This is a genomic window from Undibacterium sp. Rencai35W (assembly GCF_049340185.1).
Taxonomy (GTDB): Bacteria; Pseudomonadota; Gammaproteobacteria; order Burkholderiales; family Burkholderiaceae_D; genus Undibacterium.
This window is the reverse complement of record NZ_JBMPPC010000001.1, coordinates 849,822-863,042: the sequence shown is the minus strand read 5'-3', so window position 1 is coordinate 863,042 and position 13,221 is coordinate 849,822. Positions and strand designations below refer to the sequence as shown.

Genomic DNA, 13,221 nt, shown 5'->3' with positions numbered 1-13,221 from the left:
TGCCTGATGACCATAGCAAGTCGGTACCACCCCTTCCCATCCCGAACAGGACCGTGAAACGACTCCGCGCCAATGATAGTGCTGCAACCAGTGTGAAAGTAGGTCATCGTCAGGCTTTTATTCCGCATAGCCCCGCTCAAGAAATTGAGCGGGGCTTTTGCTTTTGCAACACCACTTGTACGCTCCTTTTATCTGCTGCCTGCTGTGCTTCTTCTTCTTCTTACCCTATCACTAGCCTTACTTCCGCCTCACGCCAGCTCTCGTTGACCGGTTACTCAATAAATTATCCAATAAAAAAGGAGCCGAAGCCCCTTTCTGGTCTCATATCGTCCTCTCAAGAAAACCCGAGGACCTTGACTATCTCTTTAGCATGCGTTAACCCCTTACTAAAGCATCAGCCTAGAATGCAAGCCCCGCCTTCACGACCGCGTAATTCACACCAGGGTTAATCCCTTGCTTATCACCGTTGCGACGACTTCGTTTAAACTGATGCCTTGTTCATGAGCGCGTTCTTGTAACTGTCGCACTAATTCACTGTTTAATTTGACGGCAAACGGTACTAAGCCTAGTGCCTGGTCAATTTTTCTTTGTTCTCGTTTGTCGATGGTAGTCAATGGACTGTTTCCGAAAGCGGCAGGACCTGCTGCTTGCATCTTGCCCATTAATTTTTTCGCGTCACTTTTGGCGAGTCCAGTTTTCTTCACTTTGGTCATCCTTGCAATCTAAAGTTCGCATTCTACGCAGTATGTGCAGACGGGTGTTTTTTGTTTTTACATCAGCTTTACAAAAGGCTATTCCATTTACCGTTACCAGATGGAACCCGTGTTCAGGTTGATGTGATATAACATTGGCGCGTTGCTATTTTTATCTTCAAACTCTCTACCTAATTTATATCTTTGGATCTTTCTATGCAGCCACCGGAACATAAGTATCAACGTTGTATGGTGATGGCTGGAGGTGGATTTCGATTTTCATATTACCTCGGTATTTATGCGGCCTTGAGTGACGCTGGGAAAAAGCCCGATGTTTTGCTGGCGAGTTGTGGCGGAGCGATTGCTGCTGCAATTATTCAGGGCTTGCCGGACGACGTACAGCGCAAAGACTGGGTAAGTTCGCCTGAGATGTATGCGTATTGGCGTGGGATGAAATCAGGTCCTAAAGCATCCGTTTCAGGCGCCTTGGGTGCGGCGTTGCATCGACGCTTGTTTGCCTCTGGTGCTTTGCAGATCCCTGACTTGCATCACGATTATCTATTTGAAATTCCACCGGGTCTGCCTCTGCCTGACGCGGTTGAAAACGATAACAAACCAGCAGTCGCTATCATTGCAGGAAAGTTACTATATCCCGAAAGTGATATCGGAAAGCTGAGAGGTGTACGACCCTTATTTCGCGAAACAGTATTTTGTAGTGAGCGTACGGCAATAATGTTGCACGAGATGACCTCACCTGTCAGCGAGACGCATTTGCCTCGCAGCGCTGTGGCTACTCATATCGCAACCGACACATTGATGCCTATCGCAGAAGCGGCACGGGCTTCCGTATCTGATATGTTTTATTTTCCTTGTCATCACTATCAGGGGAGCGACTATATGGGCGGAGTGATTGACCTCTTTCCCATTGAAATTGCCCATCGCATTGCAGATCAGGTCGTCATGGAAGTGAAGAGCTATTATGACGCAAGCTTTTCACTCCCTGCGCTGCGTGCTGTACTGGGGTTTGACGGTAATTTGAGGTTGAGTAAAGTCATGCAGCAACATGCAGAAGCATGGGTCGATACTGCCGACATGGAAAAGGCTCTTCCTCATACTCAGATTGAGAAAAAGATACTCATTCTCAAAAATCGAATAGAACTGGTCGCATCAAAAAGTTACGCAGATTATAAAAAGATAATAGCCGCCCAATGGGAATATGGTTATCAGCGTGGCATTCAGGCAGTAAAAAAATACCTCAAATAATGCCGGAGCAATACGGCGTCATTACCATGATTAATTTCTCATGGAAAAAAAACAAAGCATGCACTATAATCTTTCGCTCAGCGTCGGGGCGTAGCGCAGCCTGGTAGCGTACGTGCATGGGGTGCACGGGGTCGCAAGTTCGAATCTTGCCGTCCCGACCAATGAAATCAATGACTTATAATCATATCTGTATGTAAACGCAGCACTGTATATTGAACAGCGTTCAATATGATTGAGCTTAGGATTGATATTAAACGCTTTCCCAAGGCAGAGGGATGTCTAAATCTGACTTCTCCGGTATCACATCTTTGATATAAATTTCACTCGTTTTTGATGTCGTGTGAACCAGTCTGGCACGTATTTCCTCTTTGTTATTTCCTGCCCGTGCCGCATCAGTCGCGCCTAATGCGCGTAAATCTTTGAACTGAACCTCCAGTTCCCCGGCACGTTCTCTCGCCCGTTCCCACATCGATGTTAATCCGCTCTTCGTGTATGGCGTTCCCTTTTTGGTAGGGAATAGGTATGGGCTGATCACATTATATTTACGCTTGATCGCTCGGGCGATATCGATCACCCGTTGAATCTGTGGCGTGATTTGAATATCGACTGCTAGTCCACTTGAATGCCTGGTCTTGGAGGCTTTGATGAGGATGCCGCCATCAATGATCTGCGTTTCTTTCAGCATACGGATATCGATAGCACGCGCCCAGCATAGATAGGTCATGTCGATGATGCAGCAGAACATAGGGCCACTGACGGTATCGTACACAGTGCCATTATCCTTGCGTGGTGTGCTCTTTAGTCCACCAGCGCGTATCTTACTTATTTGCTCATGTGTTGGGCAGAACTCGCGGCGCGTGGTCTCGTAGTCGGATTTGTCGAGTTGGTCGATTGGATTATCCTGGCGAATCCCCATTTCTGAAATCGCGTACTTAAACATTTTGGCGGCAAGGGCGGTAATCTTTTTGGCCGTATTGTGTTTATTTTTGTAATTGTTTTTTAGAAAGTCTGCAAAATTCTTGGTCGTGACCTGCGCTACAGTGAATTCTTCAAAGTCGTTGGCAATCACATCCAGAAAGCTAGCGTACTGCTTGCGCACGTCGACGCTGTACTTACCCAGCTTGTTTGCTTTGAACTCTGAGCACAAATAGGGCATTGAATCTTCTTGCAACACTTTCCCGTTCAAGAGGGTAGAGAGTGCCGCATACATGGCGGACTCACCCTCAACAACGGTAGCAAGCTGGATCCAGAACTTTAGTTTGCCATCTCTGGGATCTCGAATCCTCTCGGCGGACATGAATCCATAGTTGCCACGCCGGATATACACGCGGCGTGGCAGTCCCTTGTTTTTTTTTCGAGTTCTGGTCATTTGCGTGATGACTTCAGTTTTGGCGTATCATTTGCTGCCTTTTGTGCAACCGGATGCAGGCAATGCATTCGCATGACGATCAAGCTGTTATCTGGCCGGCGCTTTGCTGGGATGCCTAATTCAGACAGGACGCGCATTTGATAGAACGGGCGTGAATAGCCAGTCATGTCATGAATTTCTTCGTCGGTTAATACGTAATCTGCGGCGCTCATGATTTTTCCTCTAACTATTTAGATGCACAATCAAGACAAACTGGCAGTGTAATTGATACGCTACCGTGCTTGCCCTGCAATGTTCTCTCATCGACACTCATCGATAGCTCTTGCGGAAATTGAAACCGTCCACATCGACCGCAAGAAACTTGCTGCAATCCAGCTTTAATTTGCTCATTGGCCCATTCGTGCCATGCCAAGTATCCACTTGGCGGTGGATCGCCTGGCAAAAATTCTTTTTGAGTCAATAAACACATGGCCAAATTTTTCCTTGTTGTTTTAGGTTTAAGCGGCTTTTGCCAGTTTTGGATAGCGAGCGCCGCGATACTGAGGTTTCGGCTCAAATGGAAGCGGCCACAATGGTGCGTACAGAATATCAAGCCATGAGCTACTTTTATTTGGTATTACGAATCCAGGAACATCCAAGTAACCTATTTCTGATGTCGTCACAATTGCATCGAGAATTTCACACTTCACCGCAACGTCATACCCTGTATGGTAGTACCCCTGATGCGCGGCAACTTGTGATTCTGTGTACTTGCCAGCCACCTCAGTGCGGTAGCAGTAGCCCTTGTCATCTGGCCGCCAGAGCGTAATGTATTTGTCCAAGCGGCTTGTATGCTTAACGCTCACGATGTAAAAAAGCTGTTCAGTCACGATTTTCCCCTTCATGCTCTTTGAGCACGTTCATGCATGGCACCAAAGTACCATTTGATTGTGCATAGCATCCGTCAAATTTGATCACAGTTTCGATACCCAGCTTGCGCACCTGATAGGCATCATATTGGGACAATGCATGAATCATCAGCAGTATGAGTACGAAAAATAGAAAAATGTAAATGAATACGATTGCGTTGCTTTTTAATAAAAATCTTTTCATGCTTCCACCTTTTCTTCTTCATAAACAACATCAGAAACAATCTGTTCACTCACATTCAATTTATGCGCCGTCCAATGAATAGCGTCTTTGACTGATTCATGGGCGCGAATAGCTTCATACTCTCGCTTGATTCGCTCTTTGCTTACGATAGTCATGCTGTTCCTTTATAAATAGTTGATCCAGTATGTGAAAACATTGCTGCGTATGCTGCCAAGGCTTCTGTTTTGTCATAGCCTTGCTGTTCGTGTTGGCGTAGCCGGTGCTTCATGATCACGCTCCAAGTGCCTGCTCAATTGTCCTGCCGCGCTTTAGCCGAGCATAAACACGCTGATAAGGTAAATTGTTAATTTCGCACCACTCAGCAAGAGATCTTTTCTCGCTGTTGATAGTGAAATATCTATTCCCACTGGTATTGCGTGCTTGAACTATTTTGGTCGCCCATCGGCAATTGGAAGGTTCATAATTGCCGTCATTGTCAATTCGGTCTAGGGACGTTCCTCTAGGGCGCTTACCAACGTCAGCAGAGAAGTCCTCAAATGAATTTGCCCATCTATCACATACCGTTATTCTGCGACCGCCATAACGGTCATAATTTGGATTGTTTGGGTTTCCGCACCGATCCTTCATCCCTGTCCAGATCAAATACAATGCTGATTTTGATTGTCCGTGGGTGGTGACATGAATTTCTGAAAATTCGTTTCTGTAGCAGCCGCATGACTTGGTATTTCCATTGCGCAGGTGATGCCCTTGTACTGACCTTGTGTTGCCGCAATCACATTGACAAAGCCATTTTCCCAAGATGTAGGAAGTCACAAGCAAGCGGCCAAAACGTTGATTCAGTAAATCAATAATTTGCTTTTTCATGATCGCCCCTAGTGTTTAACCAAACGGTTTAAGTGCTGGGCAATTTTGCAATTTGCTGAATCTATTACTTTTGGCAACAGTGTCATCGGCACGTAATTGGTGTTCATGTTATTTACTATGTGAGTTGTTGAGAAAGGTCACAGCTACGCCGTGACCGGTGGCCGGTGATCAGAGTCCCGAATTAGGGTAGGGTGCAGCGGAAGCCGACATCGCCGCCCTCGCCGCCGGGATGGTCGTTGTTAAGATTGAAGACACCCGCATTGTCGTTCGAGTTCCAGTAGCCGCCTCGGATGAGCGCATTGCTGGACTTTCCAGAAAACCCCCTTGGTTGTTCATGCTGGTTCCTTCGCTGAGCGTATTACGCCGCCAAGTAACCGGCCAAGCTCAACCGCTAAGCCAACTCTGTGCTCAAAAGCGAACTTAAGTTTGCTTAGCCGTGGAGCCTGTGCCAAGTAATGTTTGAGCAGATCGACATCAGCGGAGATTTTGCCAAGTAAAACCGATTTATTGAGTTCCAAACCGTAAGCAAATATGCCGTGCATGATACGAGCCATACAGACACGGACGTTTTCACCGTAAGTGACGCGAATATCACGTGGCATTTTGATGATGTCTTGCATTAAGTGTATGTCCAGTTCTTGCGCCTGGGATTTGAGTTTGAAACCGGACGAATCGGGATTGGACAGCATTTGCTTAGTCGTGACCTTGTTCATCTCGCCGCGCTGCTGCATGTCATAAATGATTTGGTTGACGACATCTTTTGAGATCGCCGCAAGCACCGGCGAATTGCCGACGGCATTTTCAGAAACGTAGACGGTGTGGCCAGCTTCTTTGCTACCGAGTGCGACAACATAGGGAATACTGAATTCGTCAACGATGGACCATAGGCGCTTTTTAAAATTACCAGCGGGAAATCCGACTCTAATATGAGGCGTATCAGTCGTACCTACTAGCTTGACCTTGTATTGCTTGAGTACATTCAGCGCGTGAGCTGATCTATCGTAACCGTGTAAAAATTTACCGGCTTGCACCAGGATTAAATGATTCGGATATTGCTCTTCAAGTTTGGCCGAAATGCTGGCGACTGGATCCGCTTGACCAAGACCGACATCGATGCCCTTGAATGCACTGATGCGAAATTGTTGTTGCTCGTCTTGGGTTGGATGTACGGTGTTCATGTTATTTACTATGTGAGTTGTTGAGAAAGGTCACAGCTACGCCGTGACCGGTGGCCGGTGATCAGAGTCCCGAATTAGGGTAGGGTGCAGCGGAAGCCGACATCGCCGCCCTCGCCGCCGGGACGGTCGTTGTCAAGATGGAAGACACCCGCATGGTCGTTCGAGCCCCAGCAGCCGCCTCGGATGAGCGCATCGCCGGACCAATCAGAACCCGCTTTGGGATACCAGCCGACGCCTTTTTCATATGATGGCGCTGGTGCTGTAGTGATTGATGGTGAGTCTTCTGTAAAGGCCGATGAAACTATGCCGTTTTCATCACCCTGGACATCGTCAAAGATCCATGTGTAGCAGTTGCCGGCAACGTCAAAAACGCGCTCGCCATTTGACAACTCAAACCAGCGACGTTCGCTTTCTTCTTCCGGCACATAGTCGCCTGGCTGTGCTTCTTCGACAGTGTCGTCATGCAGACCTTGAAACAAACTACCTTCACCAACGATGCCAGAAGTCCAGTTGATTGCAACACCTGAAATGTTATGAGCCAATGCTAAGTATTGCAGTTCAGTGATCAGCTTTAATCCCGCTTTCTCAGCCTCTGCCTTTGAATCAATGAAATTAATTTCTACCCAGGGTGAAGCATTGGCATTGATCGCCAGTTGATCATCAGTACAGCCAGTTATGTACTTACCGACTTTGAATGATGGAACTACAGTGCCATTTGGAAAAATAGTTTCAGGTACCGTAACAAATTCATGCTTCACTTCTTCAACTGCTTTTATTTCTGATTGAGTTACTGCGTTCATATATTCTCCGTTTGGTTATGTGCGTTGTGCACGGGTGCAACTGCTTGTGTAACTTCGATATTCTGATTAGCTAATTTTCAAATACGGATGCTTTTCAGTCGCTGGCTTGATATGCGTCTTGAAGTGAGATCCGATTGACTTTGCAGATTTGAAATCGGCATACATTTCAGGCGTGAAGTTTTGGTAGTGATACACATTGCCGGGCTTCTCGCCCCAGCCTTTGAACTTCACTGCTAGCGTATTTGTTTTTGGATCGTGGCCGATGGAGTCAATTTGTGATGATGTGACTGGGGTTAATGCAATTACCGGATGCTTTTTTTCGGTTGTCATGATGATGTCCTTGGTAGGTAGCAGTTGATTAAGCAGCTTGTTGCTCAGGATTGCGCACACTCTCAATGTGATTCATGAGGGCAGAGCAAATATTTTGCCAATCGCTTTCGTGATACAGCTTTGCTGCACGTTCACTGCTAGCCGGTTCAAATCCAATAGTTCGCAGAAAGTCAGCAGTCAGAGAGAAGCCCAGACGCGTACCGATTTTTCCGAGTGTTAGGGTAGGGGCGTCTGTGTTTGCAACTGTGCGAACTGGGAATGGATAAGGTTCTGGCACTGCAATCGTTGCAATAGGCGCCTCTGCCTCTGCCGCAATCTTGTCCTGAGCTGCCTTAATCTCAGCGGCGGCTTTTGCTTCGTCTGCGGCTTTTGCTTCGTCTGCGGCCTTAGCTGCTGCGGCATCAGCATTGATCTTGTCCTGTGCAGCTTTGGCCTTGGCTTCTTCTTCCACGCGAATACGAGTGCGCTCAGCTTCCAGCTTTTCATCCTCGCGCTTCTGATGATCAGCAATCCGGCTCATGACTAGCAACTTAAAATCGTCAGACTGTTTGTAGACAATAGTTTGCAAATCATTGAGCAAGAACTTGAATTCTTCGTAGCCTTTCAACCAGTTCAGATTGGCGTTGATCCCAGCTACAACTTGGCTCAATTCAATTTTGGTATTTGCCAACATGGTTTGAACTGCGTCATGCATCGCTGCAAACAGGCGCTTACCTTTGATCGCTTCGGAAAAATTTGGTGCGGTGTAGGTCAGGCGAATTGGCGCAATACCTTTTTCAAGATCAGCAATGAATTCAGAAAATGAAACTTTGGCATCACTGATAATGCTCAGTTGTTTCGATTCTTTATTCTTTTTGACGTCCTTCTCGATCTGCAAAGCAGTCGTTCTCAAATCTTCGTGCCAGGTATCAATCATGCGAAAAGCTTCCTCAATGCTGACTGTTTGAGACAACATAGATTGCTTTGTCAAAGTCAGTTTGTCGCAGGTATCGCGGTACATCTTTGCGCGCTTGTCGGCGTCAGCAAAGTCTTGGTCTGAGACGTAAACCATTTGTCGCGTCTCGGCCAAGTGTACGGCCAGCGCTGTTCCAAAGGCTTCCATATTGGAATTAACCAGCCTGCCTTCAGCTTGCAAAAATAGAGCAGGTAGTTCGATAACTGCTTTGGCTTCTGGCTTCTCAGCAATCTGCACCGGCACGTAAGCGGCTAAGTCATCTGCGAACTGGCACCAGCCTTGCACAATCGCTGTACGCAAACTTTGATTTGAGGTGTACCAGAAATGTTTTTCCTCGATTAGGTTATCGCTGCCATCCCATTGCGAAGCCAGAAATAGACATTTTTCTGCACCTGATACCATCAATTGCTGTTCCATTTGAATATGGAAATGAATACCGATATCGTTAATTGTTTCGGCAGAGCGAATTTCATCATTAAGGGTTTTATGTTCCCAGACGATGCTTTCGTCCATCGTCAGGCCGTCGAACGATGCAGATAATTTGCCTTCTGATCCTGTGACTGGATACAGATCTTCTCCAATAATTTCTTCTGCCAATGGTCGTGCCAGAGCTTCAAAGCGATGTCCATCATCGAAACGACGCTTTGTCGATAAATCAATCTCTTGCGCCATGCCTGTATGCATCTCATGTAACAAAGCCGAGCGTGTTTTGTACGGTGATTTGCCTAACATTGCCGGTGCATCTGATGCATTAAAATGCGTTGAGCGATACGCTAGCCACTCTGGCGAGCCTTGGGTTAATTCATGAGTTTGCATGTTGAGTCCTTAAAAGATTGAATGAATTGGCGCTGATTAGTCGGCTTCGTGAGCCCAGGAATCAATCGTCAGTTTTTGATCATCAGTAAGTAATTCGCGTGTTTGAATTGTTGCAATCAGTTCGCTTGGCGTTTTCTTTTTCTCAATGATCGTTTTGCGCCAACCTTCTTTTTTCTTATCGAAGTTTTCAGGTGAACATTTTTCTAATATTTTTGGAGTATCGGCGGGAGCGTTTTCAGCCTTGTTAGTCATCACGCTTTGCCAAGTGGCTTCACCATCTTTTATTGCGCCGTAGATACCGCGTAAAGTTACTATTTGAGCTGGCGCACACTTTTCTAAGCCGTGGCCAAGGTAGGAAATCAAATCCGTAGCTGTTACGCCTATCGTAGAAAAGGCATCAATGATCTTGCGGCGCTCGGCATCCGGGTCTTTTGCGGCCTCATCCAAGCGGATATGCTTGATGATGTCCTCGGCCTCATCGCACAGATCACCAGGGATAATGCGTAGACCAATCGTGCGAATCGCTTTCGAGATCAAAGCGCCTCGTTTGTTTAACAAGTCATCGTCAGTGCCAAGAATCGTGAACACGTCCTTGTTGTAGCTATTTTTGCGTACTGACAGATAAGAGCCGTCACCATTCGGTTTTGATCGTTCTACGGTCTTGGATACGCGCACATCAAGCGGGTAGGTAATATTTGCTTCAAGATCCGTAACTGAGACACGATGAACCTCTTTGATTTCATCCTCAAAGATCATCGTTGTTTCAACGAGAACGTTTTTCATACAGCGCAACGCAACTTCTACGAAACGAATGCCCAAACCCTCAACACCTTGGCCAATAGGCTTGATGTAATAAGCTGATTTGTTATTGGCGAAAGAAGGGCGACGACACTCTTTAATCAAGTCCTGGCGCACAGTGTCCCAGTTCCTAGGATTCCGCATGGCCATGATGTAGCGAGATTCAACCATCGCTTTAGATTGTGCTGCGATCGCGCTCGATGCTGTTTCTTGTACTGCGAATGTTGACTGCGATTCGCCGAACCCCTGTGATACTGCTAGTGCTGTGCTCATGTCCTACTCCAATTAATTTATTAGTATTTAAGAAGGTCACAGCTACGCCGTGACCGGTGGCCTGAAACCAGAAGCCCGAATTAAGGTAGGGTGCAGCGGAAGCCGATACAGCCGTTCCCGCTGCCGGGAAGGCCGCGGTCAAGATAGAAGACACCCGCATTGCCGACCGAGACCCAGCAGCCGCCTCGGATGAGCGCATTGCCGGACCAATTGTTGCCAGCGCCGGGGCGATAGCCGACCCCCTTAGTTTCTGACGGATAGCCAGCGGTAGTTAATGAAGGTGAATGTGCTTCAAACGCTTTTGCGATCACGCCTTTGTCATTGCCTTGGACGTCATCGAATATCCATTGAAAAACGTTACCGTTCATATCGCAAATCTTGGAGCCGTTCGACAGCGTCATCCAGCGGCGCTCTGTTGAATCAGTCGGTACGTAATCGCCAGACTTAGCGCCGACGCCATTGCGGATACCCTGAAAAATATAGCCCTCACCAACTTTGCCGCCTGTCCAGTTGCAATCTTGTTGTGACAGGTCATATGCGATAGCTAACCACTGAGTTTCAGTGATGAATCCATATTCGTATTCTTCACAAGCTTTCTGCGCATCGAAGAAACTGATATTCGTCCATGGCTTGCAAGTGCCATCTAACAGCAGATTGCCGTCTTCATCTTTTCCGCTGACATGCTGCGCAACTTTGAAAGTAGGAACGACTAAACCGTTCGGCAGCTTAGTTTCTGGAACTTGAACGAAACCGGCTGGAACATCAGTAAGCGATGCCAGCAGCTCTGGCGATCCTTTGACGATCTGCCCGTCATTCAGTATCAAAGTCCGGCCAGCATTGTCTTGATATTTGTTCAGGCCTTCCCACTCACTGACGTGAAACAGACCATGAATCGCTTTTGTACCGGTGCGTACTGTAAATGCTCGCTCTTGAATCAGTTCTACTTTCATAGCTTCCTCTTAATTAATTGTGTCTCTTGCTAACTTCAATGATGTGCGCCAGTTGAAACCGCGCTTCCGGTACCACAGAAAATTGCTAATAAATTTCATGTGCCTGGCATCCCATGTTTCACAGCAAGAAAAAATGCGCTGCGTTTTGTAAAGCCTGCATCTCGCCAGTACTTAAATGCTTTGATCGGTTTTGTTCGTGTCATGCAGCCTCCTGTTAAATTAATGTGGTGGCAGGGGCTGAAACCTGCATATAGTTCGAGTTGCTTTTGCAATACTGTCGGGATTCTTTCTTTCCTCTTTAGAACTATGTTTACTCGCGGACCAGCCTCCGCATTCACCACAAGTAATCAGTCTCAGTTCACATAAAGCAGTGGTTGAGTTCAGCATCTTTAGGAGCTTCATTTTGAACCGGCGCTAACCCGATTCCTGAGACTGATTACTTGTGGCGGCTCGTAAGTGAGCCAGCCTTGTTAATTAAAAATTTGCTTCGAGATACAGAGCACGGATTTCTTTAATGCTTATGTCAAACGTGTCGTGAATCTTGATTAAGATGGATGAGCCGATGGGCAGTTTTCCGTGACGCATTTTGCTGATGACCGGCGGCGCTACTTTCAAATTCATCGCGAGTTCTGCATCGTTTTTTAATGCGAATAGCTTGATCAAACCTTCGATTAGTTTTGTTTGTTGGTTTTTCATGATTTCACCGATTGTATTAATGAAAAACCTTTGACGACGACGTTTTGCAGACCCTGTTTTGCGTGGCGTTGTGCTTCACGATTGCCTGATTTGTCTCCGACATACCCGCCGCGGCGAAACGATTTGCCTGAAAATTTTCCCAAGCCCTTACCACGTGATTTATATGCGCCTACACGTTCAAACACTGTTTGATTTGATAAGCCTTGACTTAGTAAGGCGGCGATTGCTGCCATCATGGCTTTTGCTCTTGCGAATGCGACTGACATATTTGCTACTCCTTTTTAAAAAGTGATACCGTCTAAAAACTCTGTCCAATAAATGATGCTGATTTGTTCAACTAACTTGCCAACTTCTGCATATTTGCCTTGCGCAAGATACGAAGCCATCCGTGCACGATCCTGATCCGTTGCGCCTTCTTGTAATGCTTCTGCTACGTTGAATGCTTCTGCGTAGTAGTAAGAACTGCCTTTGCAGCGCACTGCATTAGCGATTGCATTGCTGCGAATCACACTTGCAACATGGGCAGCTTCTTCGCGTCGATCTACAATCATTACTGCTTGCATGGATGTCTTTCATTGCTGGTTCCGATGAATGCACTTTAGCAAAGGCGAAAGTAAAAGTAAAGCAAATGCGAAAGTATTTTTAAAATATTTTTATTAATAAAAACAACAGACGAAAAAAAAGCACCCGAAGGTGCTTTGTGCGCAACGCTAATTCAAGCGTTGTATATGAGAGGGCAAATAAAAACCCGCTGTAGCGGGTTGTTATTTTGCATAGCTATTATTATGCAGCTAATTTGGGAGGTGGCGTTACATCTTCCTGACACACTGCAGCCTCATTTTGAATGGCTATTTTTTCATTGGAAAGCATTACTGCAATCCGTTTGTATTCTGATTCTGCAAATCGCTTTAGCGCATCTTTCATCAGTGGCTGGTAGCCAATCTTATGATGTTTGGCGATAAATTTGAAATCTTCAATTAATTCTTTATTTAATCTGATCGAAATTGCTTGCAGCCCGAGAGCTTCGTCAATTTGTTTTTCCAATTCTTTTGGTGCCGGTTTCGCATGATTTTCATCTTGGCCTAATTTTCCAGATACCCATGCTTCAACGGTTCCTTCAATTTTTTCTGGCGTGTTCATGTTGT

19 protein-coding genes, 1 tRNA gene and 1 rRNA gene are annotated in these 13,221 nt (G+C 46.4%); 3 read left to right on the top strand and 18 right to left on the bottom strand.

Translation table 11 applies throughout. The annotated features are described in order from the left end of the window. Positions 1 to 2 precede the first annotated feature (2 nt). Positions 3 to 115: ribosomal RNA gene (rrf, locus tag ACO0K3_RS03960) — 5S ribosomal RNA — on the top strand. A gap of 319 nt (positions 116 to 434) precedes the next feature. Here rrf and ACO0K3_RS03955 read toward each other — a convergent pair. After that, positions 435 to 704 carry a hypothetical protein gene (locus tag ACO0K3_RS03955; protein WP_422982079.1) on the bottom strand — a complete coding sequence of 90 codons (270 nt, stop codon included), beginning with the start codon at positions 702 to 704 and terminating at the stop codon, positions 435 to 437. A 204-nt stretch (positions 705 to 908) separates the two neighbouring features. On the opposite strand from ACO0K3_RS03955, the gene ACO0K3_RS03950 reads away from it, so the two are divergent. Beyond that, positions 909 to 1,955, top strand: a complete 1,047-nt coding sequence (locus ACO0K3_RS03950; RefSeq protein ID WP_422982077.1) for a patatin-like phospholipase family protein — start codon at positions 909 to 911, stop codon at positions 1,953 to 1,955. 84 nt (positions 1,956 to 2,039) lie between these two features. Next, positions 2,040 to 2,116, top strand: a tRNA-Pro gene (locus ACO0K3_RS03945). An 89-nt stretch (positions 2,117 to 2,205) separates the two neighbouring features. On the opposite strand, the gene ACO0K3_RS03940 is transcribed toward ACO0K3_RS03945, so the two are convergent. From ACO0K3_RS03940 to ACO0K3_RS03860, 17 genes are all read right to left on the bottom strand, one after another. Beyond that, the gene (locus ACO0K3_RS03940; RefSeq protein ID WP_422982075.1) at positions 2,206 to 3,324 is read right to left on the bottom strand and encodes a tyrosine-type recombinase/integrase; all 1,119 of its coding nucleotides are present in this window, start codon (positions 3,322 to 3,324) and stop codon (positions 2,206 to 2,208) included. Next, positions 3,321 to 3,536 (bottom strand): DUF4224 domain-containing protein, encoded by a 216-nt coding sequence (locus ACO0K3_RS03935; protein ID WP_422982073.1) that lies wholly within the window; start codon positions 3,534 to 3,536, stop codon positions 3,321 to 3,323. The genes ACO0K3_RS03940 and ACO0K3_RS03935 overlap by 4 nt, the downstream gene beginning before the upstream one ends. Positions 3,537 to 3,821: 285 nt before the next feature. Then, on the bottom strand, positions 3,822 to 4,193 hold the full coding sequence (locus tag ACO0K3_RS03930) for a hypothetical protein (protein ID WP_422982071.1): 372 nt from the start codon (positions 4,191 to 4,193) through the stop codon (positions 3,822 to 3,824). After that, on the bottom strand, positions 4,186 to 4,416 hold the full coding sequence (locus ACO0K3_RS03925) for a hypothetical protein (RefSeq protein WP_422982069.1): 231 nt from the start codon (positions 4,414 to 4,416) through the stop codon (positions 4,186 to 4,188). The genes ACO0K3_RS03930 and ACO0K3_RS03925 overlap by 8 nt, the downstream gene beginning before the upstream one ends. Next, complete coding sequence (locus ACO0K3_RS03920; RefSeq protein WP_422982068.1) at positions 4,413 to 4,571, bottom strand: hypothetical protein; 159 nt, start codon at positions 4,569 to 4,571, stop codon at positions 4,413 to 4,415. Before ACO0K3_RS03920 ends, ACO0K3_RS03925 begins: the two co-directional genes overlap by 4 nt. 115 nt (positions 4,572 to 4,686) lie before the next feature. Beyond that, a complete protein-coding gene (locus ACO0K3_RS03915; RefSeq protein ID WP_422982066.1) occupies positions 4,687 to 5,280 on the bottom strand; it encodes a hypothetical protein in 594 nt (197 codons plus the stop codon). Between the two features lie 168 nt (positions 5,281 to 5,448). Continuing rightward, the gene (locus ACO0K3_RS03910) at positions 5,449 to 5,616 is read right to left on the bottom strand and encodes a hypothetical protein (RefSeq protein ID WP_422982064.1); all 168 of its coding nucleotides are present in this window, start codon (positions 5,614 to 5,616) and stop codon (positions 5,449 to 5,451) included. After that, positions 5,613 to 6,458: a hypothetical protein gene (locus ACO0K3_RS03905; protein ID WP_422982062.1), complete on the bottom strand. Its 846-nt coding sequence runs from the start codon at positions 6,456 to 6,458 to the stop codon at positions 5,613 to 5,615. The genes ACO0K3_RS03910 and ACO0K3_RS03905 overlap by 4 nt, the downstream gene beginning before the upstream one ends. 74 nt (positions 6,459 to 6,532) lie before the next feature. Further along, positions 6,533 to 7,258, bottom strand: a complete 726-nt coding sequence (locus tag ACO0K3_RS03900; protein ID WP_422982060.1) for a hypothetical protein — start codon at positions 7,256 to 7,258, stop codon at positions 6,533 to 6,535. A gap of 66 nt (positions 7,259 to 7,324) precedes the next feature. Next, positions 7,325 to 7,588, bottom strand: coding sequence for a KTSC domain-containing protein (locus ACO0K3_RS03895; RefSeq protein WP_422982058.1), 264 nt, complete (start codon positions 7,586 to 7,588; stop codon positions 7,325 to 7,327). Positions 7,589 to 7,616: 28 nt separating this feature from the next. Further along, the gene (locus ACO0K3_RS03890) at positions 7,617 to 9,359 is read right to left on the bottom strand and encodes a YqaJ viral recombinase family protein (protein ID WP_422982056.1); all 1,743 of its coding nucleotides are present in this window, start codon (positions 9,357 to 9,359) and stop codon (positions 7,617 to 7,619) included. Between the two features lie 36 nt (positions 9,360 to 9,395). Further along, entirely contained in the window at positions 9,396 to 10,430 is a 1,035-nt protein-coding gene (locus tag ACO0K3_RS03885; RefSeq protein ID WP_422982054.1) for a hypothetical protein, read from the bottom strand. Between the two features lie 80 nt (positions 10,431 to 10,510). After that, complete coding sequence (locus ACO0K3_RS03880; RefSeq protein WP_422982052.1) at positions 10,511 to 11,380, bottom strand: SUMF1/EgtB/PvdO family nonheme iron enzyme; 870 nt, start codon at positions 11,378 to 11,380, stop codon at positions 10,511 to 10,513. A gap of 474 nt (positions 11,381 to 11,854) precedes the next feature. After that, positions 11,855 to 12,076: a hypothetical protein gene (locus tag ACO0K3_RS03875; RefSeq protein WP_422982050.1), complete on the bottom strand. Its 222-nt coding sequence runs from the start codon at positions 12,074 to 12,076 to the stop codon at positions 11,855 to 11,857. Next, complete coding sequence (locus tag ACO0K3_RS03870; protein ID WP_422982048.1) at positions 12,073 to 12,342, bottom strand: hypothetical protein; 270 nt, start codon at positions 12,340 to 12,342, stop codon at positions 12,073 to 12,075. Before ACO0K3_RS03870 ends, ACO0K3_RS03875 begins: the two co-directional genes overlap by 4 nt. Before the next feature lie 15 nt (positions 12,343 to 12,357). Continuing rightward, positions 12,358 to 12,627 carry a hypothetical protein gene (locus tag ACO0K3_RS03865; RefSeq protein WP_422982046.1) on the bottom strand — a complete coding sequence of 90 codons (270 nt, stop codon included), beginning with the start codon at positions 12,625 to 12,627 and terminating at the stop codon, positions 12,358 to 12,360. A gap of 232 nt (positions 12,628 to 12,859) precedes the next feature. Next, the gene (locus tag ACO0K3_RS03860) at positions 12,860 to 13,216 is read right to left on the bottom strand and encodes a hypothetical protein (RefSeq protein WP_422982044.1); all 357 of its coding nucleotides are present in this window, start codon (positions 13,214 to 13,216) and stop codon (positions 12,860 to 12,862) included. Positions 13,217 to 13,221 lie beyond the last annotated feature (5 nt).

Coding starts and splice junctions, on each gene's coding strand:
- ACO0K3_RS03895 (WP_422982058.1), bottom strand. CDS start 7,588: ATGACAACCGAAAAAAAGCATCCGGTAATTGCATTAACCCCAGTCACA.
- ACO0K3_RS03900 (WP_422982060.1), bottom strand. CDS start 7,258: ATGAACGCAGTAACTCAATCAGAAATAAAAGCAGTTGAAGAAGTGAAG.
- ACO0K3_RS03935 (WP_422982073.1), bottom strand. CDS start 3,536: ATGAGCGCCGCAGATTACGTATTAACCGACGAAGAAATTCATGACATG.
- ACO0K3_RS03920 (WP_422982068.1), bottom strand. CDS start 4,571: ATGACTATCGTAAGCAAAGAGCGAATCAAGCGAGAGTATGAAGCTATT.
- ACO0K3_RS03880 (WP_422982052.1), bottom strand. CDS start 11,380: ATGAAAGTAGAACTGATTCAAGAGCGAGCATTTACAGTACGCACCGGT.
- ACO0K3_RS03885 (WP_422982054.1), bottom strand. CDS start 10,430: ATGAGCACAGCACTAGCAGTATCACAGGGGTTCGGCGAATCGCAGTCA.
- ACO0K3_RS03915 (WP_422982066.1), bottom strand. CDS start 5,280: ATGAAAAAGCAAATTATTGATTTACTGAATCAACGTTTTGGCCGCTTG.
- ACO0K3_RS03925 (WP_422982069.1), bottom strand. CDS start 4,416: ATGAAAAGATTTTTATTAAAAAGCAACGCAATCGTATTCATTTACATT.
- ACO0K3_RS03890 (WP_422982056.1), bottom strand. CDS start 9,359: ATGCAAACTCATGAATTAACCCAAGGCTCGCCAGAGTGGCTAGCGTAT.
- ACO0K3_RS03860 (WP_422982044.1), bottom strand. CDS start 13,216: ATGAACACGCCAGAAAAAATTGAAGGAACCGTTGAAGCATGGGTATCT.
- ACO0K3_RS03910 (WP_422982064.1), bottom strand. CDS start 5,616: ATGAACAACCAAGGGGGTTTTCTGGAAAGTCCAGCAATGCGCTCATCC.
- ACO0K3_RS03875 (WP_422982050.1), bottom strand. CDS start 12,076: ATGAAAAACCAACAAACAAAACTAATCGAAGGTTTGATCAAGCTATTC.
- ACO0K3_RS03905 (WP_422982062.1), bottom strand. CDS start 6,458: ATGAACACCGTACATCCAACCCAAGACGAGCAACAACAATTTCGCATC.
- ACO0K3_RS03940 (WP_422982075.1), bottom strand. CDS start 3,324: ATGACCAGAACTCGAAAAAAAAACAAGGGACTGCCACGCCGCGTGTAT.
- ACO0K3_RS03950 (WP_422982077.1), top strand. CDS start 909: ATGCAGCCACCGGAACATAAGTATCAACGTTGTATGGTGATGGCTGGA.
- ACO0K3_RS03870 (WP_422982048.1), bottom strand. CDS start 12,342: ATGTCAGTCGCATTCGCAAGAGCAAAAGCCATGATGGCAGCAATCGCC.
- ACO0K3_RS03865 (WP_422982046.1), bottom strand. CDS start 12,627: ATGATTGTAGATCGACGCGAAGAAGCTGCCCATGTTGCAAGTGTGATT.